Origin of the sequence: Methylibium sp. Pch-M, assembly GCF_004136295.1 — a bacterium.
GTDB lineage: Bacteria > Pseudomonadota > Gammaproteobacteria > Burkholderiales > Burkholderiaceae_C > Methylibium > Methylibium petroleiphilum.
In genome coordinates, this window is the sequence record NZ_CP029606.1 from 1,629,497 (window position 1) to 1,655,600 (window position 26,104).

At 69.7% G+C, this 26,104-nt stretch carries 24 protein-coding genes; 12 read left to right on the forward strand and 12 right to left on the reverse strand.

Translation table 11 applies throughout. The features are described from left to right. Positions 1-5: 5 nt before the first annotated feature. From metW to C1M51_RS07830, 4 genes are all read right to left on the reverse strand, one after another. A complete protein-coding gene (metW, locus tag C1M51_RS07815) occupies positions 6-590 on the reverse strand; it encodes a methionine biosynthesis protein MetW (RefSeq protein WP_129448945.1) in 585 nt (194 codons plus the stop codon). After that, complete coding sequence (locus C1M51_RS07820; protein ID WP_129448946.1) at positions 587-1,750, reverse strand: homoserine O-acetyltransferase; 1,164 nt, start codon at positions 1,748-1,750, stop codon at positions 587-589. The genes metW and C1M51_RS07820 overlap by 4 nt, the downstream gene beginning before the upstream one ends. Before the next feature lie 176 nt (positions 1,751-1,926). Beyond that, a complete protein-coding gene (locus tag C1M51_RS07825) occupies positions 1,927-2,847 on the reverse strand; it encodes a response regulator transcription factor (RefSeq protein ID WP_129448947.1) in 921 nt (306 codons plus the stop codon). Then, entirely contained in the window at positions 2,831-6,208 is a 3,378-nt protein-coding gene (locus C1M51_RS07830) for an ATP-binding protein (RefSeq protein WP_129448948.1), read from the reverse strand. Before C1M51_RS07830 ends, C1M51_RS07825 begins: the two co-directional genes overlap by 17 nt. A gap of 205 nt (positions 6,209-6,413) precedes the next feature. On the opposite strand from C1M51_RS07830, the gene urtA reads away from it, so the two are divergent. The 8 genes from urtA (at position 6,414) to C1M51_RS07870 (ending at position 13,571) form a co-directional block, all read left to right on the forward strand. Continuing rightward, positions 6,414-7,670, forward strand: a complete 1,257-nt coding sequence (gene urtA, locus C1M51_RS07835) for an urea ABC transporter substrate-binding protein (RefSeq protein ID WP_129448949.1) — start codon at positions 6,414-6,416, stop codon at positions 7,668-7,670. A 75-nt stretch (positions 7,671-7,745) separates the two neighbouring features. Then, entirely contained in the window at positions 7,746-8,660 is a 915-nt protein-coding gene (urtB, locus tag C1M51_RS07840) for an urea ABC transporter permease subunit UrtB (protein ID WP_129448950.1), read from the forward strand. 31 nt (positions 8,661-8,691) lie between these two features. After that, positions 8,692-9,906 (forward strand): urea ABC transporter permease subunit UrtC, encoded by a 1,215-nt coding sequence (gene urtC / locus C1M51_RS07845; protein WP_129448951.1) that lies wholly within the window; start codon positions 8,692-8,694, stop codon positions 9,904-9,906. A gap of 130 nt (positions 9,907-10,036) precedes the next feature. Beyond that, positions 10,037-10,780 carry an urea ABC transporter ATP-binding protein UrtD gene (gene urtD, locus C1M51_RS07850; RefSeq protein WP_011831163.1) on the forward strand — a complete coding sequence of 248 codons (744 nt, stop codon included), beginning with the start codon at positions 10,037-10,039 and terminating at the stop codon, positions 10,778-10,780. A 13-nt stretch (positions 10,781-10,793) separates the two neighbouring features. Further along, complete coding sequence (gene urtE / locus C1M51_RS07855) at positions 10,794-11,483, forward strand: urea ABC transporter ATP-binding subunit UrtE (protein ID WP_129448952.1); 690 nt, start codon at positions 10,794-10,796, stop codon at positions 11,481-11,483. A 43-nt stretch (positions 11,484-11,526) separates the two neighbouring features. Beyond that, positions 11,527-12,756: a formamidase gene (gene fmdA, locus C1M51_RS07860; RefSeq protein WP_129448953.1), complete on the forward strand. Its 1,230-nt coding sequence runs from the start codon at positions 11,527-11,529 to the stop codon at positions 12,754-12,756. Between the two features lie 19 nt (positions 12,757-12,775). Beyond that, on the forward strand, positions 12,776-13,126 hold the full coding sequence (locus C1M51_RS07865) for a zinc ribbon domain-containing protein (RefSeq protein WP_129448954.1): 351 nt from the start codon (positions 12,776-12,778) through the stop codon (positions 13,124-13,126). A 100-nt stretch (positions 13,127-13,226) separates the two neighbouring features. Further along, the gene (locus C1M51_RS07870) at positions 13,227-13,571 is read left to right on the forward strand and encodes a hypothetical protein (protein ID WP_129448955.1); all 345 of its coding nucleotides are present in this window, start codon (positions 13,227-13,229) and stop codon (positions 13,569-13,571) included. Positions 13,572-13,584: 13 nt separating this feature from the next. Here the strand turns inward: C1M51_RS07870 and C1M51_RS07875 are convergent, their stop codons facing one another. Then, positions 13,585-14,799, reverse strand: coding sequence for a multidrug effflux MFS transporter (locus C1M51_RS07875; RefSeq protein WP_129448956.1), 1,215 nt, complete (start codon positions 14,797-14,799; stop codon positions 13,585-13,587). Positions 14,800-14,998: 199 nt separating this feature from the next. On the opposite strand from C1M51_RS07875, the gene C1M51_RS07880 reads away from it, so the two are divergent. Further along, positions 14,999-16,093 carry a fatty acid desaturase gene (locus C1M51_RS07880; protein ID WP_207207815.1) on the forward strand — a complete coding sequence of 365 codons (1,095 nt, stop codon included), beginning with the start codon at positions 14,999-15,001 and terminating at the stop codon, positions 16,091-16,093. Positions 16,094-16,394: 301 nt separating this feature from the next. Here C1M51_RS07880 and C1M51_RS07885 read toward each other — a convergent pair whose 3' ends face one another. Beyond that, positions 16,395-16,916, reverse strand: a complete 522-nt coding sequence (locus C1M51_RS07885; protein WP_129448957.1) for an Lrp/AsnC family transcriptional regulator — start codon at positions 16,914-16,916, stop codon at positions 16,395-16,397. 141 nt (positions 16,917-17,057) lie between these two features. On the opposite strand from C1M51_RS07885, the gene C1M51_RS07890 reads away from it, so the two are divergent. Further along, positions 17,058-18,074, forward strand: a complete 1,017-nt coding sequence (locus tag C1M51_RS07890; RefSeq protein WP_129448958.1) for a 1-aminocyclopropane-1-carboxylate deaminase — start codon at positions 17,058-17,060, stop codon at positions 18,072-18,074. Here C1M51_RS07890 and C1M51_RS07895 read toward each other — a convergent pair. Continuing rightward, the gene (locus tag C1M51_RS07895) at positions 18,047-20,581 is read right to left on the reverse strand and encodes an acetamidase/formamidase family protein (protein ID WP_129448959.1); all 2,535 of its coding nucleotides are present in this window, start codon (positions 20,579-20,581) and stop codon (positions 18,047-18,049) included. The genes C1M51_RS07890 and C1M51_RS07895 overlap by 28 nt on opposite strands. Positions 20,582-20,764: 183 nt before the next feature. Between C1M51_RS07895 and C1M51_RS07900 the strand changes: the two genes are divergently transcribed. Then, positions 20,765-22,222, forward strand: coding sequence for an acetamidase/formamidase family protein (locus C1M51_RS07900; protein ID WP_011831173.1), 1,458 nt, complete (start codon positions 20,765-20,767; stop codon positions 22,220-22,222). Between the two features lie 9 nt (positions 22,223-22,231). Here the strand turns inward: C1M51_RS07900 and C1M51_RS07905 are convergent, their stop codons facing one another. Further along, positions 22,232-22,726, reverse strand: a complete 495-nt coding sequence (locus C1M51_RS07905) for a LapA family protein (RefSeq protein WP_129448960.1) — start codon at positions 22,724-22,726, stop codon at positions 22,232-22,234. 62 nt (positions 22,727-22,788) lie between these two features. Further along, positions 22,789-23,142 carry a DUF1428 domain-containing protein gene (locus tag C1M51_RS07910; RefSeq protein ID WP_129448961.1) on the reverse strand — a complete coding sequence of 118 codons (354 nt, stop codon included), beginning with the start codon at positions 23,140-23,142 and terminating at the stop codon, positions 22,789-22,791. A gap of 200 nt (positions 23,143-23,342) precedes the next feature. Here C1M51_RS07910 and C1M51_RS07915 point away from each other — a divergent pair, with 200 nt between their 5' ends. Beyond that, positions 23,343-24,659 carry an amidase gene (locus tag C1M51_RS07915; RefSeq protein WP_129448962.1) on the forward strand — a complete coding sequence of 439 codons (1,317 nt, stop codon included), beginning with the start codon at positions 23,343-23,345 and terminating at the stop codon, positions 24,657-24,659. A 13-nt stretch (positions 24,660-24,672) separates the two neighbouring features. Here the strand turns inward: C1M51_RS07915 and C1M51_RS07920 are convergent, their stop codons facing one another. From C1M51_RS07920 to phaP, 3 genes are all read right to left on the reverse strand, one after another. Continuing rightward, entirely contained in the window at positions 24,673-24,996 is a 324-nt protein-coding gene (locus C1M51_RS07920) for a DUF1161 domain-containing protein (protein WP_242499999.1), read from the reverse strand. A 134-nt stretch (positions 24,997-25,130) separates the two neighbouring features. After that, positions 25,131-25,472, reverse strand: coding sequence for a hypothetical protein (locus tag C1M51_RS07925; protein ID WP_036236292.1), 342 nt, complete (start codon positions 25,470-25,472; stop codon positions 25,131-25,133). 19 nt (positions 25,473-25,491) lie between these two features. Further along, complete coding sequence (gene phaP / locus C1M51_RS07930) at positions 25,492-26,028, reverse strand: TIGR01841 family phasin (protein ID WP_129448964.1); 537 nt, start codon at positions 26,026-26,028, stop codon at positions 25,492-25,494. Positions 26,029-26,104 lie beyond the last annotated feature (76 nt).

Sequence of the window (26,104 nt, forward strand, 5' to 3'; positions counted from 1 at the left end):
CCAGGTCAGGCCCGCTCGAACTTGAACAGTGCCGTCCCGGCCATCAGGTTGGGCCAGCGCCGCACGGCACGGCCGTTCTGCAGGCCGAAGCTGTCGAGCACGCGCAGGCCGTTCTTGCGGGCCAGCACCTCGAAGTCGGCGAAGGTGCCGACGCGGATGTTGGGCGTGTCGTACCACTGGTAGGGCAGCACCTTGGTCACCGGCATCCGGCCGCGCAGCACCGACACGCGGTTGGGCCAGTGCGCGAAGTTCGGAAAGCTGACGATGCCGAGCCGGCCCACGCGCACCGTCTCGATCAGCATCGCCTCGGTGTTGCGGAGGTTCTGCAGCGTGTCGAGCTGCAGCACCACGTCGAAGGCCTGGTCGGCGAAGAGGGCCAGCCCCTCGTCGAGGTTGCGCTGGATCACGTTGACGCCGCGCTGCACGCAGTCGTGCACCTTGGCGTCGTCGAGCTCGACACCGTAGCCGGTGCAGCCGCGGGTGTCGCGCAGCAGCGCCAGCAGCGCGCCGTTGCCGCAGCCGAGGTCGAGCACGCGCGAGCCCTGCGGCACCAGCTGCGCGATCAGCTCCAGGTCTTTTCGTTCGCTCATACCGCGAACCTCTTGATCCCGCCCGCCGGCGCCACGGCTTCGTCGGCGATGCGGGCGAAGTAGGCGCGCAGCACGTTGTGATAGCGCGCGTCGGTCATCAGGAAGGCGTCGTGGCCGTGCGGCGCGTCGATCTCGGCGTAGCTCACGTCGCGCCGGTTGTCGACCAGCGCCTTGACGATCTCGCGCGAGCGCTCGGGCGAGAAGCGCCAGTCGGTGGTGAAGCTGACCACCAGGAACTTCGCCGTGGCGCCGGCCAGCGCGCGGCTCAGGTCGCCGTCGAACTCGCGCGCCGGGTCGAAGTAGTCGAGCGCGCGGGTGATCAGCAGGTAGGTGTTGGCGTCGAAGTAGTCGCTGAACTTGTCGCCCTGGTAGCGCAGGTAGCTCTCGATCTGGAACTCGATGTCCTGGGTGCTGTAGGCGAGCTCGGGGTTCAGCGTCTGGCGGCCGAACTTGCTCGCCATCACGTCGTCGCTGAGGTAGGTGATGTGGCCGACCATGCGCGCCACGCGCAGGCCGCGCTTGGGCACCACGCCGTGGGCGTAGAAGTGCCCGCCGTGGAAGTCGGGGTCGGTGACGATGGCGCGCCGGGCGACCTCGTTGAACGCGATGTTCTGGGCCGACAGGTTGGGCGCCGAGGCCACCACGACGGCGTGCCGCACACGCTGCGGGTAGCGCACGGTCCAGCTCATCGCCTGCATGCCGCCCAGGCTGCCGCCGATCACCGCGGCCAGTTGCTCGATGCCCAGCGCGTCGAGCAGCCGGGCCTGGGCGTCGACCCAGTCCTCGACGGTGACGACCGGGAAGTCCGCGCCGTAGGGCTGGCCGGTCTTCGGGTCGGTGGAGGCCGGCCCGGTGGAGCCGAAGCAGGAGCCCGGGTTGTTGACGCCGATGACGAAGAACCGGTCGGTGTCCAGCGGCTTGCCGGGCCCGATCAGGTTGTCCCACCAGCCCTCGCTCTTGTCCTGGCCCTCGTAGCGGCCCGCCACGTGGTGGGAGGCGTTGAGCGCATGGCACACCAGCACGGCATTGCTGCGCTGCGCATTGAGCGTGCCGTAGGTCTCGTAGACCAGCGTGCAGTCGTCGAGCACCGCACCGCTGCGCAACGGCAGCGGCGCGTTCAGGCGCAGGGACTGTGGAGTGACGATGCCGACCGAAGCCATCCCGATGTTCAACCCAAGAAAAAGACAACCCGGCGTCGCTGCGCTAGCGAGGCCGGGTGACGGTGGTGAACGGTCGAGGGCCCCTCTTTAGCTGCATTTGTTGAGCGCCCGCAATCCGGATCAAATCGGCGCTATGGGCTGCAGTATAGCGAGCCGACCCGGCCCGCGGGAGGGTCCTAGTCCCCGACCCACTGCGTGCTCGCCAGCGCCGCCGCCGCCGCGCGCGTCTCGACGCCGAGCTTCTCGAAGATGTGCTCGAGGTGCTTGTTCACGGTGCGCGGGCTCACGCCGAGGATGTCGCCGATGTCGCGGTTGGTCTTGCCCTTGGCCAGCCACGACAGCACTTCGGTCTCGCGCGGCGTCAGCGCCGCGGCGCTGAGCCGGGACGGCGAGGCCGCGCCGTCGCTGCCGTCGCCGCGCTGCACTTCCAGCAGCCACATCGTCTCGCCCATGCCGGCCGGCCCCAGGCTGCGCAGCGTCAGGCGCTGCGGCGCGAGCGGGCCGGTCATCGGGAACACGCGCTCGGTGCCGGCCTCGGCCGGCGCGATCACGTCGCCGGGGCCGTCTGCGCCGCAGGCCGCGAGCCAGCGTTCGGCCTGCGGCGAGCGCCAGGCGATGCGGCCGTGCGCGTCGACCAGCAGCACGCCCAGCCCGGCCACGTCGACCGCCTCGCGCGCGAGCCGCGTGATGCGCGCATTGCGGGCGTGCGTGTGCAGCCGTGCCAGCACCTCGGGCGCGCGGATCGGCTTGACCACGTAGTCGACCCCGCCGCACGCGAAGCCCTCGACCACGTGCGCGGTCTCCGACAGCCCGGTCATGAAGATCACCGGGATGTGCGTCAGGGCCGGGTCGGCCTTGAGGGCGCGGCAGGTCTCGAAACCCGACATTCCCGGCATCATCGCGTCGAGCAGGATCACGTCGGGCACCACCAGGCGCAGCCGCTGCAGCGCCGCCTCGCCGTCGCGCGCGATCAGCACCGTGTAGCCGGCGTCCTCCAGCGTGTCGCACAGCATGCCCAGGCTGCTGGGCGCGTCGTCGACCACCAGCACGACCGGACGCGCGGCCTCGGGCCGCGACGGTTCAGGCCGGCTGTCCATCGGCGGCCTCCGTCAGACAGGCCTGCAGACCCTCGAGATCGAAGGCCGCGAGGCAGGCGCGCAGCCGCGCACAGGCCGCGGCATGCCGCGCATCGCTGGCCTCGATCGCGTCGAGCTGACGCCGCAGGCCGTGCACGTGGCCGATCTGCGCCAGCCGCAGCAGCTCGGTGCGCGCCTCGGCCGGCAGGCGGCGCAGGTCGGCCGGGGCCTCCGGCGGCAGTGGCGGCAGGGTCGACGCGTGCGCGGCGATCCACTCGATGCCGAGATGGCGCTGCAGCGTCGCAATCAGCTCCGACTCGATCACCGGCTTGCCGATGAAGGCCTGGCATTGCGCGGCCAGCAGGCGCTCGGGCTGGTTCTCGAACATGTTGGCCGAGACGATCAGGATCGGCAGCGTGTAGCCGGCGTCGCGCACCAGCCGCGCGGTCTGCCAGCCGTCGAGGTAGTCCATCGTGATGTCGAGCAGGATGGCGTCGGGCACCGCCTCGCGCAGGCTGTCGAGGCACTCGCTGCCGCTGGCCGCCTCGCGCAGCACGAAGCCCAGCGGCGCCAGCATGCCGGCCAGCATCTGGCGCTGCACCGGCTGGTCGTCCACCACCAGCAGCGTGCGCCGCGGGCCCACGTAGCCGCCCACCTGGCGCGGCGCTTCGGCCCGCGGGCCGGGGTCGCTCACCTCGCGCAGGTAGAGCCGCACGCTGAAGGTGCTGCCGCGCCCGGGTGCGCTGACGAGTCCGAGCTCGCCGCCCATCAGCGAGGTGAGCAGCGCCGTGATGGTGAGGCCCAGCCCGGTGCCCGGCTCGCCGCGCCGGCGCCCCGCCGCGCCGCGCTCGAAGGGCATGAAGATGCGCTGCTGGTCCTGCGGCGCGATGCCGATGCCGGTGTCCACCACGTCGAAGCGCACCACCTCGCGCCGGCAGTCGACGTGCAGCGTCACCGTGCCTTCGTCGGTGAAGCGCACCGCGTTGCTCAACAGGTTGATCAGGATCTGCCGCAGCCGCTTGGCGTCGGCGTGCACCCAGGCCGGCATGCGACCGCTGTGCGTGTAGACGAAGGCCAGGCGCTTGGCCTGCGCCTGCGGCTGCACCATGCGCACCAGCTCGTCCAGGAAGGCCGGCAGCGGCAGCGCGGCCGGCTCCAGCCGCAACCGGCCGGCCTCGATGCGGGCCAGGTCGAGCAGGCCGTCGATGAGTCCCATCAGGTGCTCGCCACTGCGTCGGATGGTGTGCACCGCCTCGCGCGGCGCGGCGCTCAGCACGCCGTCCTTCAGCAGGATCTGCGCATAGCCCAGGATGCTGTTGAGCGGCGTGCGCAGCTCATGCGTCATGCCGGCCACGTAGCGCGTCTTCGCCTGGTTGGCCGACTCGGCCACCTCCTTGGCGGCCTGCAGCGCCGCGTCGGTGCGCTGGTGCGCGTCGATCTCGCGCGTCAGCAGCTGGTTCTGCCGGTTGGACTCCTCCTGCGCGAGGTGGCGGCTCTCGCTGCCCAGCACCATCCACCACGCGCCGACGGCCGCCACCAGCGCCAGCAGCGCGAACACCTTCAGGAACGGCCCCTGCAGCGCCACCCCCTGGGCGCCGCGCAGCGTGCTCTCCTGGTCGTACACCACGCCGAAGATCACCGCCAGCAGCGCCAGCAGCGACACCACCGTCACCAGGTAGTGCGCGACGCGCGAGTTCACGTGGGAGGCCAGCGAGGCCGGCAGCACCACGCCGAGCGCCGCCCCCACCTGCTCGGCCGCGCGCGAGCCGCTCTTGCAGCGGTCGTGGCAGCGCGAGTCGAGCGTGCAGCACAGCGAGCAGATCGGCGCCTCGTAGGCGGGGCAGTGCGCCATGTCCTCGGACTCGAAGCGGTTGTCGCACACCGAGCAGGCCACCATCTGGCCCGGCGCCCACTCGCTGCGGCTCTCGCGCGCCACGTAGTAGCGCCCGCGCGTCAGCCAGGCCAGCAGCGGCGACACGATCATCGCCGTCAACAGCGCGATGAAGGGCGCAAAGGCCTCGGCCACCGGCCCCATCACACCGGCATAGGCCACGATCGCCAGCGTGGCCGCGAACAGCATCGCGCCCAGCCCGACCGGGTTGATGTCGTAGAGGTGGGCACGCTTGAACTCGATGTGCTTCGGGCTCCAGCCCAGCGGCTTGTTGATCACCAGGTCGGCCACCAGCGCGCCGACCCAGGCGATCGCGACGTTGCTGTAGAGGCCGAGGACGCGTTCCAGCGCCTCGAACACGCCCAGCGTCATCAGCAGCATCGCGATCAGCACGTTGAACACCAGCCAGACCACGCGGCCCGGGTGGCTGTGCGTGAGCCGGCCGAAGAAGTTGGACCACGCCAGCGAGCCGGCGTAGGCATTGGTCAGGTTGATCTTGACCTGCGACACGACGACGAACACCGTGGTGGCCAGCAGCACCCAGGATGCGTTGTCGAACACGTAGGAGAAGCCGGCCAGGTACATCTGCGTCGGCTCGATGGCCTTGTCGGTCGGGATCTGGTGCTGCAGGGCGATGAAGGCGAGGAAGGCGCCGCCCAGCATCTTGATCGCGCCGGGCACGATCCAGCCCGGCCCGGCCACCAGCACCGCGGTCCACCAGCGCACCCGGTTCTTCTTCGTCTTCTCCGGCAGGAAGCGCAGGTAGTCGACCTGCTCGCCGATCTGCACCACCAGCGAGAACGCCACCGTGGCGGCCGCACCGAACATGAGCCAGCCGAAGCCGCTGCTGCCCGAGCTGCGGCCGGCCAGGCCGGTGAAGTCGGCGAAGGCCTCGGGGTTCTTCAGCAGGATCGCCACGTAGGGGCAGAAGAACAGCACGATCCACACCGGCTGCGTCCACAGCTGCAGCCGCGAGATCAGCGTGATGCCGTGCATCACCAGCGGCACGATGCCCAGCGACGACAGCAGGTAGCACAGCGCCAGCGGCCAGTCGAAGTACATCTGCAGCGCCAGCGCCAGGATGGCGGCCTCGAGTGCGAAGAAGATGAAGGTGAAGCTCGCGTAGATCAGCGAGGTGAGCGTGGAGCCGAGGTAGCCGAAGCCGGCACCGCGCGTCAGCAGGTCCATGTCGACGCCGTACTTGGCGGCGTAGTAGCTGATCGGCAGGCCGGTGAAGAAGGTCACCACGCACACCACCAGGATGGCCCACAGCGCGTTCGAGAAGCCGTAATTCAGCGCCACCGAGGCGCCGATGGCCTCGAGCGCCAGGAAGGAGGTGGCACCGAACGCGGCGTTGCCGACACGCCACTCCGACCACTTGCGGAAGCTGCGCGGCGTGAAGCGCAGCGCGTAGTCCTCCATGGACTCGTCGGCGACCCAGGCGTTGTAGTCACGCCGGATGCGAAAGATCTTCTGCGTAGCGATCGACACGGTGCACTTCCAGTTCTTCCCCGTGCTGGTGCAAGAACCGCGCCGGGCCGCACCAGGGCACCGTTTGCGGGCCCTGCGCCGCATTTGCGGGCTACGTCGATTGACGTATTCGGCCTGCGCACGCTTGTCCGCACCATCGCTTCCGTCGCGGCTGCTATCGCTTCATGCCGCCTCTTCCAACCACCGTCCGCAGGAGTCGCTAGCCATGTCCCAAGATCGTGATGACGCCCCGTTCTCCGTCGATCGCCGTCGCCTGCTGCAGGGCCTCGGCGCGCTGCCGCTGGCCGGCATGCCGGCCTGGGCGCTGGCCCAGCAGTTCCCGACCGCCAAGGTCAACACCACCAAGCTCGCCATCACCGACACCGAGGTGACGGTGGGGCAGCTGCACTCCAAGACCGGCACGATGGCCATCTCGGAAACCGGCTCGGTGCAGGCCGAGCAGCTCGCCATCGACCAGATCAACGCGATGGGCGGCATCCTCGGCCGCAAGATCAAGGTGATCTCCGAGGACGGTGCCTCCGACTGGCCGAACTTCGCCGAGAAGAGCAAGAAGCTGCTCGTCAACGACCGCGTCGCCGCCGTGTTCGGCTGCTGGACCAGCGCCTCGCGCAAGGCGGTGCTGCCGGTGTTCGAGAAGGAGAACGGCCTGCTGTACTACCCGACCTTCTACGAAGGCCTGGAGCAGAGCAAGAACGTCATCTACACCGGCCAGGAAGCCACCCAGCAGATCATCTGGGGCCTGGACTGGGGCGCGAAGGAGAAGAAGGCCAAGACCTTCTTCCTGGTCGGCAGCGACTACATCTGGCCGCGCACCTCGATGAAGATCGCGCGCAAGCACATCGAGAACTTCCAGAAGGGCACGGTCAAGGGCGAGGAGTACTACCCGCTGGGCCACACCAACTTCAACTCGCTGATCAACAAGATCAAGGTCGCCAAGCCCGACTGCATCTTCGCGGCGGTGGTCGGCGGCTCCAACGTGGCCTTCTACAAGCAGCTCAAGGCCGCCGGCATCACCGGCGACAAGCAGTTCCTGCTGACGCTGTCGGTGACCGAAGACGAGATGACCGGCGTCGGCGGCGAGAACTTCGCCGGCTTCTACTCGTCGATGAAGTACTTCCAGTCGCTGACGAACGACAACAACAAGAAGTTCGTCGAGGCCTTCAAGGCCAAGTACGGCAAGGACGCCGTGATCGGCGACGTGACGCAGGCCGGCTACCTGGGCCCGTGGCTGTGGAAGGCGGCGGTCGAGAAGGCCGGCAGCTTCGACGTCGACAAGGTGGTCGCGGCCTCGCCCGGCATCGAGCTGAAGACCGCGCCCGAGGGCTACGTGAAGCTCGACGCCAACCACCACCTGTGGAGCAAGGCGCGCATCGGCCAGGGCATGCCGGACGCGACCTTCAAGGTGGTGGCGGAGTCGCCCGAGCTGATCAAGCCCGATCCCTTCCCCAAGGGATATCAATAAGAGGCCGAGCCCTCACCCCCGCCCTCTCCCGCACGCGGGAGAGGGGGCCGAAGACGCACACACCAGGAAGCCGCGATGACCTTCTCCGACATGATGAACATCGGCCTGATGCAGGGCTTCGCGGGCTTGAGCCTGTTCGCGGTGCTGCTGCTGATGGGGCTGGGACTGGCCATCATCTTCGGCCAGATGGGCGTCATCAACATGGCGCACGGCGAGTTCATGACGATCGGCGCCTACACCATCTTCCTCGGCTCCACGCTGACCGAGAAGTTCGCGCCGACGCTGGTGCCCTACTACTTCCCGGTCGCGATCGTGCTGGCCTTCGTGTTCGCCTTCATCGTCGGCTGGGGCGTCGAGTGGGGCCTGATCCGCCACCTCTACAAGCGCCCGCTCGACACGCTGCTCGCCACCTGGGGCGTGAGCCTGGGGCTGCAGCAGATCTTCCGCACCTTCATCGGCCCGAAGGAAGTGAGCCCCACGCTGCCCGACTGGCTGCTCGGCTCCTGGGCGCCGCACGAGGGGCTGGACATCCCGATCAACGGCCTGTTCGTGCTGGGGCTGACCGCGCTGGTCACCACGCTGGTGCTGATCGCGCTCTACAAGAGCCGCTGGGGCCTGCGCGTGCGCGCCACGGTCAGCAACCGCACGATGGCCAACGCGATCGGCATCAACACGATGAAGACCGACCGCCTGACCTTCGCGATCGGCTGCGGCATCGCCGGTGTCGCCGGTGCGGCCTTCACCACCATCGGTTCCACCGGGCCCACCTCCGGCTCGCTCTACATCGTCGACGCCTTCCTGGTGGTCACCTTCGGCGGTGCGGCCAGCCTGTTCGGCACCGTGGTCTCGGCCTTCGGCATCGCGCAGACGCAGTCGATCTCCGAGTTCTTCATGACCGGCTCGATGGCCAAGGTGCTCACGCTGTCGCTGATCGTGCTGATCCTGATGTTCCGCCCGCAAGGCCTGTTCGCCGTCAAGGTCCGGCGCTGACACCGTTTTCCGACGCAGAGGACCCCTTCCCATGAAATCGCTGCTCGCGTGGTCTAAGAAATCGGGGCTCGGCAGCCTGCTGCTGCTGATCCTGCTGCTCGCGGTCGTGCTGCCGCTCACGCTGGACATCTTCCGCCTCAACCTGGTCGGCAAGTACCTCACCTACGCCTTCGTCGCCGTCGGCCTGGTGATGGTGTGGGGCTACGGCGGCGTGCTGAGCCTGGGCCAGGGCGTGTTCTTCGGGCTCGGCGGCTACGCGATGGCGATGTTCCTGAAGCTCGAGGCCTCGGACCCGGAGACCACCAAGATCCAGACCACGCCGGGCATCCCCGACTTCATGGACTGGAACCAGATCACCGAGCTGCCGCTGATGTGGCTGCCGTTCAAGAGCCTGCCGCTGAGCCTCATTTTGGTGATCGCGGTGCCCACGCTGCTGGCCTGGATCATCAGCTTTGCGATGTTCAAGCGCCGCGTCGGCGGCGTGTACTTCGCGATCATCACGCAGGCGGTCGCGCTGATCCTCACGGTGCTGATCATCGGCCAGCAGGGCTACACCGGCGGCGTCAACGGCATGACCGACCTGAAGACCGTGCTGGGCTGGGACACGCGCACCGACAGCGCTAAGTACATCCTCTACTACCTCTGCGTGGCGCTGCTGGTGGCCAGCATCCTGCTGTGCCGCTGGATCCAGACCAGCAAGCTCGGCACCCTGCTGCTGGCGATGCGCGACAAGGAAGACCGGGTGCGCTTCTCCGGCTACGACGTCTCCAACTTCAAGATCTTCACCTTCTGCCTGGCGGCGGCGCTGTCAGGCATCGGCGGCGCGCTGTTCTCGCTGCAGGTGGGCTTCATGTCGCCCAGCTTCGTCGGCATCGTGCCGTCGATCGAGATGGTGATCTTCGCGGCGGTCGGCGGGCGCATGAGCCTGGTCGGCGCGGTCTACGGCACGCTGCTGGTCAACGCCGGCAAGACCTTCTTCTCGGAGAGCTTCCCCGACCTGTGGCTGTTCCTGATGGCCGCGCTGTTCATCGGCGTGACGCTGGCCTTCCCGATGGGCCTGGCCGGCCTGTGGGAGAGCCACGTGAAGCCGTGGTGGGCAAAGCGCCAGGCCGACCGCCGGTCGACCCGCGAGCGCGTGGCCGCCGCGCACGCCGCCTACCCCGATGCACCGCCCAAGCCGGCCCGCGCCACGCCGCCGTCCGGCGACCCGAAGCTGCCCGGCGGCGTGAGCGGCCAGCGCGCCTGATCCTGGAGGAGAAAACCATGGAACACGGAATGAAGATCTCGTCTTGGCGGGCCGAGCGCCGGGCCGCTCCCAAGCCGGCCCGCATCCCCGCGGGGGATCGGCCGACGGTCCCGGCGGACGAGGGGCAGTCATGAGCAATACCGACTTCGCGCTGGCGGTCGAGGACCTGACCGTCTCCTTCGATGGCTTCAAGGCCATCGACAAGCTCACGCTCTACATCGACAAGAACGAGCTGCGCGTGATCATCGGCCCCAACGGCGCCGGCAAGACCACGCTGCTCGACCTGATCTGCGGCAAGACCAAGGCGAGCCACGGCAGCATCCGCTTCCAGAACACCGAGCTCACCCGGATGGCCGAGCACAAGCGGGTGCGCCTGGGCATCGGCCGCAAGTTCCAGACGCCGTCGATCTACGAGAACCTGTCGGTGTTCAAGAACCTCGAGGTGTCCTTCCCCAAGGGCCGCTCGGTGGCCGGCGCGCTGTTCTTCAAGTGCGACGACACGGTGAAGGCGCGCGTGCAGGTGGTGGCCGAGGAGATCGGCCTCGCCGAGCTGCTGGAGACCGAGGCCGGCCTGCTGAGCCACGGCCAGAAGCAGTGGCTCGAGATCGGCATGCTGCTGATGCAGGAGCCCGAGCTGCTGATGCTCGACGAGCCGATCGCCGGCATGAGCGCGCGCGAACGCGAGCTCACCGCCGAGCTGCTGCAGCGCATCTGCAAGAACCGCGCGGTGATCGTGATCGAGCACGACATGGACTTCGTGAAGCAGATCGCCCACAAGGTGACCGTGATGCACCAGGGAAAGATCCTCGCCGAGGGCTCGATGGACAAGGTGCAGAACGACCCCAAGGTCATCGACGTCTATCTCGGACATTGAGGAGATCGCCACCATGCTCAACGTCAAGAACCTGCACGTCGCGTATGGCCAGAGCGAGGCCCTGCACGGCATCGACTTCTCGGCCAAGAAGAACGAGACGGTCGCGATCATGGGCCGCAACGGCATGGGCAAGACCACGCTGTTCAAGTCGCTGATCGGCATCCTGCCGCTGAAGTCGGGAACGATAGAGATCGACGGCCAGGACGTCTCCAAGGACGAGAGCTTCCGCCGCGTCGCCAAGGGCATCGCCTACGTGCCGCAGGGCCGCATGATCTTCCCGACGCTCAGCGTCGAGGAGAACATCCAGACCGGCCTGGAGAACGCGAAGCACAAGGAGATACCGGAAGAGATCTACGCGCTGTTCCCGGTGCTGTTCGACATGCGCCGCCGCAAGGGCGGCAACCTGTCGGGTGGCCAGCAGCAGCAGCTCGCCATCGCCCGCGCGCTGGTCACCAACCCCAAGGTGCTGCTGCTCGACGAGCCGACCGAAGGCATCCAGCCGTCGATCATCAAGGACATCGCGAAGGCGCTCAACGAGATCCGCAAGATGCGCGAGATCACGATCGTGGTCTCCGAGCAGGTGCTGAGCTTCGCGATGGACGTGGCCGACCGGCTGTTCGTCATCGAGGGCGGCCGGCTCGTGCACGAGACCCCGCGCGCCAGCACCGACGTGGCCCACATCAAGCAGTACCTCTCCGTTTGACCCCCCCAAGCGCCCCGAGACAACCCCGCCCAAGGAGCCCCTCATGACCGACACCCTGATCAAGGTCGACCTCACGAAGTCGCCCACCGAGAACGAGATGATCCACAACCGCTGGCATCCGGACATCCCGATGGCCTGCTGGGTCAAGCCGGGCGACGACTTCATCCTCGAGACCTTCGACTGGACCGGTGGCTTCATCAAGAACAACGACAGCGCCGACGACGTGCGCGACATCGACCTGACCACGGTGCACTACCTGTCGGGCCCGGTGGGCGTGAAGGGCGCCGAGCCCGGCGACCTGCTGGTGGTGGACCTGCTCGACATCGGCGCCAAGCCCGACAGCCTGTGGGGCTTCAACGGCTTCTTCAGCAAGAAGAACGGCGGCGGCTTCCTCACCGACCACTTCCCGCAGGCGCAGAAGTCGATCTGGGACTTCCACGGCATGTTCACCAGTTCGCGCCACGTGCCCGGCGTGCAGTTCGCCGGCCTGATCCACCCCGGGCTGATCGGCTGCCTGCCGGACAGGAAGATGCTCGACCTGTGGAACGAGCGCGAGACCGCCTTCATCGCGACCGACCCCGACCGCGTGCCCGCGCTGGCCTGCCCGCCGTTCGCCGGCACCGCCCACATGGGCAAGATGACCGGCGAGGCCAAGGCCAAGGCCGCCGCCGAGGGGGCGCGCACCGTGCCGCCGCGCGAGCACGGCGGCAACTGCGACATCAAGGACCTGTCGCGCGGCTCCAAGATCTACTTCCCGGTCTACGTGGACGGCGCCGGCCTCAGCGTGGGCGACCTGCACTTCAGCCAGGGCGACGGCGAGATCACCTTCTGCGGCGCGATCGAGATGGCCGGCTGGGTGCACATGAAGGTGAACCTGATCAAGGGCGGCATGGCCAAGTACGGCATCAAGAACCCGATCTTCAAGCCCAGCCCGATCACGCCGCACTACAACGACTACATCATCTTCGAGGGCATCTCGGTCGACGAGCACGGCCAGCAGCACTACCTCGACGTGCACGTGGCCTACCGCCAGGCCTGCCTGAACGCCATCGAGTACCTGAAGAAGTTCGGCTACTCCGGCGCGCAGGCGCACTCCATCCTCGGCACGGCGCCGGTGCAGGGGCACATCAGCGGCGTGGTCGACATCCCGAACGCCTGCGCCACGCTGTGGCTGCCGACGCAGATCTTCGACTTCGACATCAACCCGAGCGCCGCCGGGCCGGTGAAGTACCTCGACGGCTCGATCGACATGCCGCTGTCGCCCGACCTCTGAGTCCCCCGAGGCCACCGCCATGCCCACCTACGACTACGCCTGCCCTGCGTGCGGCGGCTTCGACGCCTTCCGCACGCTGTCCGCCCGCAACGAGCCGGCCGCCTGCCCCGACTGCCAGCGCGAGTCGCCGCGCGTCTTCGTCAGCGCGCCACGGCTGGCACTGATGGCCGGCAGCACCCGCAGCGCGATCGAGGTCAACGAGCGCGCGCGACATGAACCGAAGAGCTCGCGCGACTACCAGCGCCTGCGGCACCCGTCGGGCTGCGGCTGCTGCTCCTCCGGCGCGTCCACGCGGCGCGGCGCCACGGTGACCGCGGCCAACGGCGCCAAGGCCTTCCCGAGCAAGCGGCCCTGGATGATCAGCCACTGACGGACACACCCTGCGACAGGCAGCGCGACCGGTTCGCGCAGAATCGCGACTGACCGGCGCCCCGCGGGATGCCGGCGCACCGTCCGCGAGGAGCGAGCCCATGCGCAAGACCCCCGTCATCGCCATTGCCCTGATCGCCTGCGCGGCCGCCGTGGCCGCAGAGGCACCGTCCAAGGTGAAGCAGGCCGCCAGCGCGACCGGCGAGGCCGTGTCGAACGCCGCGGTCAAGACCGGCGAAGCCATCGAGCGCGGCGCGAGGAAGACCGGCGCCGCGATCGAGCGCGGCGCGCACAAGGCCGGCGAAGCCATCGAGACCGGCGCCGAGGCCACCGGCCGCGCGGTCCGCAAGGGGGTGCGCAAGACCGGCGAGGTGATCGAGAGCGGCGGGCAGAAGCTCAAGTCGGTCGGCAGCTCGGGCGCGTCCTCGTCCTCGCCGGCCGACTGAGCGTCGCGACGGCTCAGCTGCAGGGCCGCGTCGCCGCCGACGCGGCCGACCGGCGCCCGCCCAGCGTCAACCAGGTCAGCAGCAGCGCGCACAGCGCTGCGGCCGCCATGCCGGCCACCATCGGCCGCGCGCTGCCGTCGGCGAAGCCGCTCATCAGCGCGATCACCCCTGCACCGAGCACCAGCTGGAGCGTGCCCATCAGCGCCGACGCGGCACCGGCGATCTCGCCGTGGTCGTCGAGCGCCATCACCGAGGTGGTGGGCACGACCAGGCCGAGGAAACCGTAGCCGACGAGCATGACGACGATCATCACGTCGAGCCGGTCGATGCCGGCCAGGTTGAACGCCAGCAGCGCACCCAGCGACAGCGCGAAGCCCAGCACCGCCACCCGCACGATGCTCGCGAGGCCGAAGCGCGCCGTCAGCCGGCCGGCGAACTGCGACACGCCGATGAACGAGGCCGCGTTCACGCTGAAGGCCAGGCTGTACTCGCGCGGCGTCAGCCCGTAGTGACCGATGAACACGAAGGACGAGTTGGCCAGGAAGATGAAGAAGCTCGCCATGCCGAAGGCACCGATCGCCGTGAGCCCCAGGAAATGCCGATCACGCAGCAGCAGCGCGAAGGCGCGCAGCGTGCTCGCCACATCGCTCTGCGTGCGCTGCGCGGCGGGCCGCGTCTCCTCCAGCGTCAGCGCCACCAGCAGCAGGCCCACCACGCCGATGCCGGTGACCGCCCAGAAGATCGCGCGCCAGCCGGCGGCGTCGATCACGAAGCTGCCGATCAGCGGCGCGAGGATGGGCGACACGCTGAACACCAGCAGCAGCAGCGACATCAGCCGCGTGGCCTCCACGCCGGTGTGCAGGTCGCGCACGATGGCGCGCGGCACCACGATCGGCGCACCGCCACCCAGGCCCTGCAGGAAGCGGAAGGCGATCAACCATCCGATGTCGGGCGCGAGCGCGCAGCCCACGCTGCCGACGATGAACAGCCCGATGCCGACGTACAGCGGCGGCTTGCGGCCGAACATGTCGGACGCCGGACCGTAGACCAGCTGGCTGATCGCGAACGACACGAAGAAGGCCATCAGGCTCATCTGCACCGCGTGCACGTCAGCCTGCAGTGCGCTGCCGATGGCCGGCAGCGCGGGCAGGTACATGTCGATCGCGAACGGACCGATCGAGGACAGCAGGCCCAGCACCAGGGCCCTGCGCAGGAAAGTCGAATTCATCGGGGAAGGAAGACGGGACGCGGGCAGCCGCCAGCGCCGCTGGCCGCCGATCATCCCCGAATCGCGCACGCCGCGTGCGTGCACGGGCAACGAGCGCACACGCCCGGCGCGCCCGCTTGACCGCCGTCAAGGACAGCCCCCGCCCGCGGCCCTAGCCTTCGGCGTTCCGATCCGCCTGCGTTCGCGCCACCCGCCTCCGATGCCTGCTGCCTGTCCCGACCTCGCGCCCCCGTCCGCCGCCCCGAGCGCCATCCCCCACCGCAAGCTGATCCGCGCCTGGCTGGCGCCGCTGGCCTCGCGCAGCACGGCCTACGCGCTCGCGCTGACGCTCGTCGACCTGCTGCTGCTGGGCGCCGCGCTGACCGCCACCGTCGCGTTCGAGACGCTGCCGATGAAGCTGCTGGCAGGCATGGCGGCCGGCTTCGTCATCGGCCGGCTGTTCATCCTCGGCCACGACGCCTGCCACCAGAGCCTCACGCCGCACCGCCGACTCAACCGCTGGCTCGGCCGCCTGGTGTTCCTGCCCTCGCTCACGCCCTACAGCCTGTGGGAGGTGGGGCACAACGTGGTGCACCACGGCTACACCAACCTGAAGGGCTTCGACTTCGTGTGGGAACCACGCACGCTCGAGGCCTACCGCGCACTGCCGCGCTGGCGGCGCGGGCTCGAGCGCCTGTACCGCAGCGGCTGGGCCCCCTGGCTCTACTACCTGGTGGAGATCTGGTGGAGCCGGCTGCTGTTCCCGAACCGGCGCACCATGCCGACGCGGCGCGCGGCGTTCTTCTGGGACGGCGTGCTGGTGGTCGCGGGCGCGGCGGCATGGATCGCCGGCCTGGTGGCGGCCGCGGCGGCCACCGGTCAGTCGGCCGCGTTGCTGGTGCTGACGGGCTTCGTGCTGCCCTTCGTGTTCTGGAACGGCATGATCGGCTTCGTGGTCTACGTGCACCACACGCACACCGGCGTGGCGTGGTACGAGGACAAGCGGCGCTGGGCGGACGCGCAGCCCTTCGTGTCCACCACGGTCCACCTGACCTTCCGCTCCTTCATGGGCAGCGCGCTGCACCACATCATGGAGCACACCGCGCACCACGTGGACATGAGCGTGCCGCTGTACCGTCTAAAGCGGGCGCAGCGGCTGTTGGAGGAGCGGCTCGCGGGGCACATCGTCGTGCAGCCGTTCTCGTGGCGCTGGTACGCCGACACCGCGCGGCGCTGCAAGCTCTACGACTTCGAGGCCGGCTGCTGGACCGACTTCTCGGGCCGCCGGACCAGTGCGCCGTTGGCTGCGGGGTAAAGCGTTTCCTTTGCGCATCGTCGATGTGCGGGGCGGCCAAAGCCATCGGGTGGCCGACTGCGCTCATGTCCCCCGGCCAGGCTGCGCCTGGCCTCCTCCTCTACTTCGCTCCGTCGGCCACCCGACGTCCTTGGCAGACACAACGGTGAGTTGCGACGGTCGAACACCAATGACGGTGGTGGATCAGGCCGGTGGGGCGCTTTGCGGAGCGAAGTAGAGGAGGAGACGACGGCCGAAGGTCGGCGGCGGGGGACATGAGCGCAGCAGAGTGCCCCATCGGTCTGATCTCGCGCCTGCCGCCTCAAACCGGAAACTGCGTCGTCGACAGCACCTGCTTGAGCACCATGAACGAGCGGATCTGCCGCACGCCCGGCAGGTGCAGCAGTTGCTCGGCATGCAGGCGGTTGAAGCTGTCGTTGTCGCGCGTGCGCACCAGCATGAAGTAGTCGAACTCGCCGGTCACCACGTGGCACTCCATGCAGCCCGACACGCGGGCAGCGGCCTTCTCGAAATCGGCGAAGGAATCGGGCGTGGAACGGTCCAGCACCACGCCGATCATCACCAGCATGCCGGCGTCCAGCGCGGCCGGGTTCAGCAGCGCGACGATGCCCTTGATCAGCCCCGCCTGCTTGAGCCGCTCGACGCGGCGCAGGCAGGCCGGCGCGCTGAGGTTCACCTTCGCGGCCAGCGCCACGTTCGACACCGAGGCGTCGCGCTGCAGCGCACGCAGGATGGCCTTGTCGGTACGGTCGAGCGGCACCGGGGGTGGCGCCGGCGTCCCGGCAGCCGGCGCGGTGCGACGACGAACTTTTGTTGCGCACATGGTGTTTCTCAAACAATCAAAGGCGATTCATCTCGAGTTTCATCTTTCGATGGTGCGCAAGATCGATCTTCTTTGCAACCCTGATTTCCGGCGGCTTTCCTAAGATGACGGCACCGTCTTCGCCCTCGCAGGAACCCCGCCATGAACCTCCAGCGCTTCCCCCGCCATCCGCTCACCTTCGGCCCCACGCCCATCCAGCCGCTCAAGCGCCTGAGCGCCCACCTCGGCGGGCAGGTCGAGCTCTACGCGAAGCGCGAGGACTGCAACAGCGGCCTCGCCTTCGGCGGCAACAAGACCCGCAAGCTCGAGTACCTGATCCCCGAGGCCCTGGCCCAGGGCTGCGACACGCTGGTGTCGATCGGCGGCATCCAGTCCAACCAGACGCGCCAGGTCGCCGCGGTGGCGGCCCACCTCGGCATGAAGTGCGTGCTGGTGCAGGAGAACTGGGTCAACTACGCCGACGCGGTCTACGACCGCGTCGGCAACATCGAGATGTCGCGCATCCTCGGCGCCGACGTGCGGCTCGACGCCGCCGGCTTCGACATCGGCATCCGCCCGAGCTGGGAGCAGGCGATGGCCGACGTGCGGGCCGCCGGCGGCAAGCCCTTCCCCATCCCGGCCGGCTGCTCCGAGCACCGGCTCGGCGGCCTGGGCTTCGTCGGCTTCGCCGAGGAAGTGCGCGCGCAGGAGGCCGAGCTCGGCTTCAAGTTCGACTACATCGTGGTCTGCTCGGTGACCGGCAGCACCCAGGCCGGCATGGTGGTGGGCTTCGCGGCCGACGGCCGGGCCGAGCGCGTGATCGGCATCGACGCCTCGGCCAAGCCGGAGCAGACCCATGCGCAGATCCTGCGCATCGCGCAGAACACCGCCGAGCTGGTGGGCCTGGGCCGCGAGATCACCGCGCAGGACGTGGTGCTCGACACCCGCTACGGCGGCCCCGAGTACGGCCTGCCGAGCGAGGCCACGCTCGACGCCATCCGCCTGTGCGCGCGCCAGGAAGGCATGCTCACCGACCCGGTGTACGAGGGCAAGTCGATGCAGGGCATGATCGACAAGGTGAGGCGCGGCGAATTCCCCGCCGGCTCGAAGGTGCTGTACGCCCACCTCGGCGGCGTGCCGGCGCTCAACGCCTACAGCTTCCTGTTCCGCAACGGCTGAGCCGGCAGCGTTGATGAGGCGGACGCCGCGCCCGCCCCGTCGCCCTCCGCCTCCGGCGGAAAGATCGCCTTGCGGATCACCGCGTGCACGCCCCAGTTGCCGTCGGCGACCTGGGTCACGCCGAAGTCCACCGCCACCGACAACAGCGACAGCGCCTCGTCCTCGTCCAGGCCGTGGGCCTGCATCAGGTAGCGGCGCGCCTTGCGGAAGGCGTCGCGCATCGCCAGGTCCAGCGAGGACTTCTGGTAGACCTGGGTCTGCGCCTGCGGCCCCAGCTCGGCCAGGTGGTTGGCGAAGCTGAAGCCCTGCACCACCCACGCATCCTCGGCGTCGAGGAAGGGGTGGTTCAGGTCGGCGAGGAAACCGTCGGCGATCTGCGCGCGCTTGTGCAGCACGAGCTGGAAGCTGCCGGTCAGCGAACACTCGATCGCGGTGCCGCAGACCTCGCCATCGCCCTGCGAGGCATGCGGGTCGCCCACCGAGAACAGCGCGCCCTCCACCGACACCGGCAGGAACAGCCGCGCGCCCTTGCCGGCGCGCCAGTTGTCGAGGTTGCCGCCGAAGTAGCCCGGCGGCACCGAGTCGATCAGCCCGCTCTCCTTCGGCGCCACCGCCAGCAGGCCGAAATGCGGACGGATCGGCACGCGCGCCTTCGCCAGCACGCCGTGGCGCCTGTCGACGCTGGCAGGGTCGACCGGTACGCCGGGGTAGTCGATGGTCTCGTGGCGCACACCATCGGGGTCGGTCTGCGGCGTCCAGCGGAAGCTGTAGACGGCCTTCGCATACGGCTCCGCCACGTCGGTCTGCAGTTCGTAGAGCGTCACCACCTCGCGCTTCTTCGGCTCGGTGATGAGGTCGTGGTACTGGTAGCCCCACCAGGCCGCGGCATTGCTGCCGAACAGCCTGCCGCGGTGCTGCGGGTGGCAGCTCGGGCGCGCGCGGATGTCGAGGATGCGCACCTCCAGCACATCGCCCGGCTCGGCACCGCGCACATGGACCGGCCCGGTGCAGATGTGCACGCCGAAGCCCTCGCCCGCGCCGCGGCCGAACACCGACGCATCCATCGGCCCGGCGCCGCGCCGCGCCACCGCCTTGCGCGTGGCGGTCCAGTGGAACACGCTCTCGGCACCAGGGTCGCCGTCGATCATGCGTTCGCGGTCGTCGCTGGCGTGCTGGGTCAGCGTCTCGATCGTCACCACGTCGCCCGAGCGCACGCTGATCACCGGCTTCAGCGTGCGACTCAGGTAGCCCCAGTGCACCGTCCGGTCGGACACCGGGATGTAGTGGTACTCGGGCGCATGCCCGGCGCCGGGCAGCGCCTCCGGGAGCCCGGCCTCCGCGGCGTGCGGCACCGCGCGCTTCGGCGCGAGCGCCAGCGCCAGCGCATAGCGCTCGTGATCCGTCAGCACCGCCTCGAACTGGCGGCGGCGCGCCTCCGGTGTGTCGGCCGCCGCGGCCGCGCGTACGGAAGGGCTTGTCGTCAGGCCGGCCGCCGGCGCACCGCGCTGCGTGGGGCCCTGTGCCGGGTCAGCCGGCGGCGCGGCGCGATAAGCCTTGGGCGAGACACCGAAGCGCGCGGTGAAGGCGCGGCTGAAGTTGGCGGCATCGCCGAAGCCCCAGCGGAAGCACAGCTCGGCGATCGTGAAGTGCGCCAGCGCGCGGTTGGCCAGATCTAGCCGGCAGCGCTCCAGGCGGCGCGCCTTCAGGTACTCGCCGAAGCTGGCCGACGCGGCCTTGAACAGCTTCTGGATGTAGCGCGGCGACAGCCCCTCCAGCGCCGCGATCGCCTCCAGTGTCAGCTCGGCGTCGCCGAGCCGCGCCTCGACCGTGCGGCACACGCGCCGCAGGTGGCCGAGCTGCACCGACGTGGAGTCGTCCGGTGACGCCGCGGCCTGCGCGTCTTCGTCGTCCACGTGCGACAGGCAGGTGACCAGCAGCTCCATCAGCGTCGCCTCGATCGGCAGCAGCTCGTGGCGGCCCAGCTGGTCCAGCTCGTCGGCGATCGAGCGCACCAGGTTCAGGCAGACCGCGCCCACGCCGGTCTTCGGCGAGATGGTGTTCAGGTCCTGCCCGCTGGTGCGCACCAGGCGCAGCACGAAGCTCGCCGATTCGAGCCGGATCACCACCGCCCGGAAATCGGTATTGAGCGCCACGCGCCAGGGTCGCGCCGGGTCGAGCAGCACGATGCCGTCGGCCGCCAGCGCCACCGACTCCTGCCCCTCCACCACCAGGCCGCTGCCCTCCAGCAGCGCCAGCATCAGCACCGTGTGGCCGCCGCGCCGCGCGTTGCCGGAGTGCGGCTGCCACACCTGCGGCGACGAGCTGAGCCGCGCGAACACCGACTCCAGCGCCGAGCTGCGCGCCGACACGTAGCCCGCGAGCGGCGGGGCGTCGTAGGCCGGCGCGGCCGGGGCCATCAGCACCTTGGCCATCACCTCGGCCCAGGCGGCCGGGCGCAGGTCTTCCGGGAAGGCGTCGGTGGAGAAGCGGCGGAGGTCGTCGAGCATGGTGGCGGGCACTCCCGGTCGGGATGCCTCGCTTCATGCATGGAGCGCGCCCGGCGGCAGCGGCGATGGCCGCCGGCAGGCCGCCGACAAGTTTTTGGGCGCTGCACGACAAGCGACGCCGGCCCCCAGGCCAACACACTGCCCTCGTCGCTTCCATCCACACCTTCACGAGGGGTTCACACCATGTACGAGCACATCTGCGGTCCGGGCTGCAACCACGGCCCTGCCACGCCCGAGGCCGAGGCCGAGGTCCGCGAGGAGTTCAAGGTCGCACGCCGCAGCTTCCTGCGCGACGCGCTGGCGGTCGGCGGCGCCACCGTCTCGGCGGCCTCGCTGAACGTGGCGATGACGCCCAGCGCCTTCGCGCAGAGCGCCGCCAAGCCGGGCTCGGGGCTCACTTCGCACTACTACATCCCGGCCTCGGCCGGCACCGTGCTGTGGGGCTACTTCAGCAAGTCGGCCAAGCCGGTGGTGGAAGTGGAGTCGGGCGATTTCGTGACCATCGAGACCCTGACCCACCACGCCAACGACGACGCCGAGCGCATGATCAAGGGCGACCCCGGCGCCGAGAGCGTGTTCCACTGGGACGCCAAGAAGAAGGGCGTCAACCGCCGCGGCGCCGGCGCGATGGACGCCAAGGTGGGCGCCGGTGGCGGCGAAGGCGTGCACATCTGCACCGGGCCGGTGCGCATCAAGGGCGCGGAGCCGGGCGACATCCTGGAGGTGCGCATCGTCGACGTGGCCACGCGGCCCAGCGCCAACCCGGCCTACAAGGGCCGTGCCTTCGGCAGCAACGCCGCCGCGTGGTGGGGCTTCCATTACGGCGACACCATCACCGAGCCGAAGAAGCGCGAGGTGATCACCATCTACGAGGTCGACGCCACCGGCGAGCGCAACTGGGCGCGCGCGGTCTACAACTTCAAGTGGACGCCGCAGACCGACCCCTTCGGCGTGGTGCACCCGACGATCGACTACCCCGGCGTGCCGGTCGACCACCGCACGATCACCAAGAACGAGAACGTGCTGAAGAACATCCGCATCCCGGTGCGGCCGCACTTCGGGACCATGGGCGTGGCGCCGGTCGAGGCCGAGATGGTGAACTCCATCCCGCCCAACTACACCGGCGGCAACATCGACAACTGGCGCATCGGCAAGGGCGCCACCGTCTACTACCCGGTGGCCGTGCCCGGCGCCATGTTCTCGGTGGGCGACCCGCATGCGTCTCAGGGCGACTCCGAGCTCTGCGGCACCGCCATCGAGTGCTCGCTGACCGGCACCTTCCAGCTCATCCTGCACAAGAAGGCCAGCCTGCCCGGCACGCCGCTGGCCGAGCTGAAGTACCCGCTGCTCGAGACGCAGGACGAGTGGCTGCTGCACGGCTTCAGCTACGCCAACTACCTGGCCGAGCTGGGCCCCAATGCGCAGAACGACATCTACAGCAAGTCATCGGTCGACAAGGCGCTGCGCGACGCGTATCACAAGATGCGCCATTTCCTGATGACCACGCAGGGCCTCGGCGAGGACGAGGCGATCTCGCTGATGTCGATCGCGGTCGACTTCGGCATCACCCAGGTGGTGGACGGCAACTGGGGCGTGCACGCGGTGGTGAAGAAGAGCATCTTCCCCGCGCGTGGCGGCTGAGCGCCGCGGCTAGCGCGGCAGCTGCGGCGGCGGCAACAGGCGGTCGAGCTTGTCGTCCACCTCGCCTACGTAGGCCGACAGCGTGCGGGTGGACTCGGCGAGCTGCTCCTGCAGCTGGCGCTCCAGCTGTTCGATGCGCGCACCCAGCTCGCGCGTGGTGGCGGCGCCCTGCGCCTCCATCCGGCGCAGCTCGCCGTCGAGGAAGGCGCGCAGCTCGGTGAAGCGCGAGGCCTCGGCGGTGTCGGCCAGCTCGCGGTGCGACTTGAGTTCCTTCGCGGTGCGGCGGGCCTCCATGATCACGCCGGCCTGCTGGAACACGATGTAGACCAGGAACAGCGCCACCAGCACGCCGCTGGCCACCAGCAGGATCAGGCCGAGCGGCGCGTTCACCTCGGCGAAGCCCAGGGTCAGCGCGGTCGGCGCCGTGATCGCGGGCCAGTTGAGCAGGGCGAACAGCCCCAGCGCGGCCACGGCCGCGGCAATCGCCAGTGCGCGAAGGTTCATCGATGCGGCTCCTCGGTGCATGTCGGGGGGCCGACCATACACCGAGGCCGCCCCGGCGCGGCTCAGGCCTCGACGATCACCTGGAAGCCGCCGAAGATCATGCGCTGGCCGTCGAAGGGGCATTGGTCCATGCCGTCCTTCAAGCGCGGGTCGGCCATGGACTTCTCCATGCCGGCGTCGCGCGTCTGGCGGTCGGGCCAGGTGATCCACGAGAACACCACGGTCTCGTCGTCCTTGCGCTTCACCGCCATCGGAAACGACGTGAGCTTGCCTTCCGGCACGTCGTCGCCCCAGCACTCCACCACGCTCAGCGCGCCGTGGTCCTTGAACACCTCCGAGGCCTTCCGGGCGATCTGGGTGTAGGCCTCGCGCTGGGCGGTGGGCACGGCCAACACGAATCCATCGACATAGTTCATCGCGCTTCTCCTGCTCGAGTGGGTGATAGGGGCACGACGATCCAGCGCCCCCGGAATCGACAGCGTGCGACGGACGCTTGCATCCGATGGCGAGGTGCCGGTTCGAGGCTTCAGCCTACGCCGGCCGCAATGCCCGACCCGTCGGGTGCGACATGCGCCTACGATCGGCCGCGGCAATACACAGGAACACAGGAGACCCCGTGGACACCGCCCCGCACCCCGCCGACCGCAGCCCCCCTGGCACCGTCGCCCGCCTCGCGGCCGGCACGCTGGACGCCGCCACGCTGGCGGACGACACGCTGGCCCGCATCGACGCGCACGAGGCCGCGCTGGGCGCCTTCGCGGCGCTGCTGCCGCGCGACGCGGCCCGGCGCGAGGCCGCCACGGCGCAGCGCGAACACCGCGGTCCGCTGCACGGCCTGCCGGTCGGCGTGAAGGACATCGTGGACACCGCCGCGCTACCCACCGCCTACGGCTCGCCCCTCTACACCGGCCACCGGCCGCGCAGCGATGCCGCGCTGGTGGGCGCGATCCACCGTGCCGGCGGCGTGGTGATCGGCAAGACCACCAGCACCGAGTTCGCCTACCTGCACCCCACCGCCACGCGCAACCCCAACGCACCGGGCCGCACGCCGGGCGGCTCGTCGGCCGGCTCGGCAGCCGCGGTGGCGGCCGGGCTGCTGGAGCTGGCGATCGGCACGCAGACCGGCGGCTCGGTGATCCGGCCCGCCTCGTACTGCGGCGTGGTGGGCTGCAAGCCCAGCTTCGGCTGGCTGCCGACGGCCGGCGTGCGCTGCTTCTCGTGGTCGCTCGACACCGTGGGGCTGTTCACCCGCACGGTCGCCGATGCGGCGTTCTTCGCCCAGGCGCTGGCCGGGCGGCGCTTCGCGGCAACGCGGCCCGCACCGACCGCGGCGCCGCGCTTCGGCCTGGTGACCGACTACCCGTGGGGTCCGCTGTCCCCGGCCATGGCCACCGCGTTGCAGGAGGCCGCGGCGCGGCTGCGCACGGCCGGCCACACGGTGCGAGAGGTGCGCCTGCCGGCCTGGGCCGCCCCGGCCTTCGAGGCCCAGGCCACCGTGCAGGGCTGGGAGGCGGTGCGCAGCCTGCACACCGAGCTGACGCAGCACGCCGATGCGCTGTCGCCGTTGCTGCGCGACTACCTGCGCGAGGCGTCGAGAACGATCGGCGACGCCGACTACGACGCCGCGCAGCGCACGGCCGCCGCGGCGCGCGCGGCGCTGGCCGACGACGGCCTGGCCGCGCACGGCGTGGACGTGCTGCTCACGCCCGGCGCGCCCGACGAGGCGCCGCTGCTGAGCGAGCACAGCACCGGCGCGGCCAGCTACAACCGGCTGTGGACGCTGCTGGGTGCGCCCTGCGTCAGCGTGCCGGGCCTGCGCGGCCCGCACGGCGCGCCGCTGGGTCTGCAGGTGACCGGCGCGCGCGGCGCGGATGCCGAGTGCCTGCGCGCGGCGGCCGTGCTGGAGGCACTGCTGCTGCCGCCGCAGCGCTGAGGCCGGCGCTCGGCTACTTCCTGCAGTCGCCTCCCACCGACACCGAGCCGTCCTTGCACTCGGTGAGGAGGGGCTCGCCGCGCGGCCGGTCCGTGACCGTGGGCGCGGGAGCCGCAGCCACGGGGCTCTCCTCGCCACGCGTGTAGACGATCTTCTTCGTGCCCAGCTCGCAGCGGCCCACCACCTTGGCGGAGGCGCCGACCGCGGCATCGGCATCGACCGTGGTGACCGTGTAGTGCGTGGCGCCCGAGGCGCGCACCTTCGCGTCGATGCGCTCGCGCAGCTGCTCGCAGCTCTGCGCCGCACCGGCGAGGCTGCTGACACCACAGAGCAGCACGGCGGCGCCGGTGCACAGAGAAAAGGAGAGCCTGTGGATCCGCATCGCGCGCCCGCCTTGAAGAGAAAGAAGAAGACCTGAACGGAGGGCAGTCTAGCGGCGGGCCCTGTGACGAAACGTGAGGGACGGTGTCGTCAGTGTTCGGCGGGCCGCGCCGCCACGGGGCTCTCGCCCGGGGGCCTGGCGGCGGGGTCGAGCAACGCGCTTCGGGCGTACCCGGGGTGCGCGTTCTCCAGCTCGACGATCAGGTCGTCGACCTGCGCGAGGAACTCCTCGCGGCCGGTGTGCGGGCCCTGCAGGAACAGCGCCGACGAATGCTCGGCGAGCTGGTGCTCACCGGCCATGCGGGCCCAGCGCCGGACTTCACAGTACAGGAGCAGGGCCAGTCGGCCCAGGTCGCCGCTCCTGCGCGCGTGCCGGAGGTCTCCGAGAAGATCCTCCAGCCCGAGCTGCAGTCGCAGCGACGAGGCGCTCATGGCACGCTCTTGCCAGGGCTCAACCGCGCTTGGTCTTGGCGGCCTTGATCACCGAGCCGGTCACGGCGGCGTAGTTGGCTTCGGCGGTCTCGGCGGCCTGGCGGCTGGCCTTCTGCAGACCGTCGACGGCGTTGTTCAGGGTCGCCAGCGACGACTTGAACAGCGCGATGCCGTTGCTCGCACCTTCGGGCGCGTTCTTGCCGGCGGACTCGACCAGGGCGACGAACGAGCTCTGCGCCGCAGCGGCTTGCTCGGCGGCGAGCTTCTCCACGTCGGCCTTGAAGCCGGCGACGATGCCGTACACCTGCTTGCCGTAGGCGGAGGCCTTCTCAGCCGCGGCCTGCAGCGGGGCGGCCTGCAGCGCCAGCAGGGCTTGCGGGTCCTTCGCCGACAGCGCGGCCCGCCCGGTTTCGGCCACTTCGTCGAGGCCGGCCTTCGCGACCTGCAGGTTGAGCGCGGTGAGCTGCTCGACGCCCTGGAAGGCCTTGGCGGTCAGGCCCATCATGGCTTCGAAGTTGGCCTTGTTCGTGGCGGCGAATTGTTCGGTGTTCAGCATGGGAAGCTCCAGTCGATCGGGGTGAGGGGTGGACAGATTTTGCTGCGATGCAACATGAGTTCATCTTACTGAAAGA

Excerpts from the sequence above, each read along its gene's own strand:
- metW (WP_129448945.1), bottom strand. The coding sequence starts at position 590 with ATGAGCGAACGAAAAGACCTGGAGCTGATCGCGCAGCTGGTGCCGCAG.
- C1M51_RS07820 (WP_129448946.1), bottom strand. The coding sequence starts at position 1,750 with ATGGCTTCGGTCGGCATCGTCACTCCACAGTCCCTGCGCCTGAACGCG.
- C1M51_RS07825 (WP_129448947.1), bottom strand. The coding sequence starts at position 2,847 with ATGGACAGCCGGCCTGAACCGTCGCGGCCCGAGGCCGCGCGTCCGGTC.
- urtA (WP_129448949.1), top strand. The coding sequence starts at position 6,414 with ATGTCCCAAGATCGTGATGACGCCCCGTTCTCCGTCGATCGCCGTCGC.
- urtB (WP_129448950.1), top strand. The coding sequence starts at position 7,746 with ATGACCTTCTCCGACATGATGAACATCGGCCTGATGCAGGGCTTCGCG.
- urtC (WP_129448951.1), top strand. The coding sequence starts at position 8,692 with ATGAAATCGCTGCTCGCGTGGTCTAAGAAATCGGGGCTCGGCAGCCTG.
- urtD (WP_011831163.1), top strand. The coding sequence starts at position 10,037 with ATGAGCAATACCGACTTCGCGCTGGCGGTCGAGGACCTGACCGTCTCC.
- urtE (WP_129448952.1), top strand. The coding sequence starts at position 10,794 with ATGCTCAACGTCAAGAACCTGCACGTCGCGTATGGCCAGAGCGAGGCC.
- fmdA (WP_129448953.1), top strand. The coding sequence starts at position 11,527 with ATGACCGACACCCTGATCAAGGTCGACCTCACGAAGTCGCCCACCGAG.
- C1M51_RS07865 (WP_129448954.1), top strand. The coding sequence starts at position 12,776 with ATGCCCACCTACGACTACGCCTGCCCTGCGTGCGGCGGCTTCGACGCC.
- C1M51_RS07870 (WP_129448955.1), top strand. The coding sequence starts at position 13,227 with ATGCGCAAGACCCCCGTCATCGCCATTGCCCTGATCGCCTGCGCGGCC.
- C1M51_RS07875 (WP_129448956.1), bottom strand. The coding sequence starts at position 14,799 with ATGAATTCGACTTTCCTGCGCAGGGCCCTGGTGCTGGGCCTGCTGTCC.
- C1M51_RS07880 (WP_207207815.1), top strand. The coding sequence starts at position 14,999 with ATGCCTGCTGCCTGTCCCGACCTCGCGCCCCCGTCCGCCGCCCCGAGC.
- C1M51_RS07885 (WP_129448957.1), bottom strand. The coding sequence starts at position 16,916 with ATGTGCGCAACAAAAGTTCGTCGTCGCACCGCGCCGGCTGCCGGGACG.
- C1M51_RS07890 (WP_129448958.1), top strand. The coding sequence starts at position 17,058 with ATGAACCTCCAGCGCTTCCCCCGCCATCCGCTCACCTTCGGCCCCACG.
- C1M51_RS07895 (WP_129448959.1), bottom strand. The coding sequence starts at position 20,581 with ATGCTCGACGACCTCCGCCGCTTCTCCACCGACGCCTTCCCGGAAGAC.
- C1M51_RS07900 (WP_011831173.1), top strand. The coding sequence starts at position 20,765 with ATGTACGAGCACATCTGCGGTCCGGGCTGCAACCACGGCCCTGCCACG.
- C1M51_RS07905 (WP_129448960.1), bottom strand. The coding sequence starts at position 22,726 with ATGAACCTTCGCGCACTGGCGATTGCCGCGGCCGTGGCCGCGCTGGGG.
- C1M51_RS07910 (WP_129448961.1), bottom strand. The coding sequence starts at position 23,142 with ATGAACTATGTCGATGGATTCGTGTTGGCCGTGCCCACCGCCCAGCGC.
- C1M51_RS07925 (WP_036236292.1), bottom strand. The coding sequence starts at position 25,472 with ATGAGCGCCTCGTCGCTGCGACTGCAGCTCGGGCTGGAGGATCTTCTC.
- phaP (WP_129448964.1), bottom strand. The coding sequence starts at position 26,028 with ATGCTGAACACCGAACAATTCGCCGCCACGAACAAGGCCAACTTCGAA.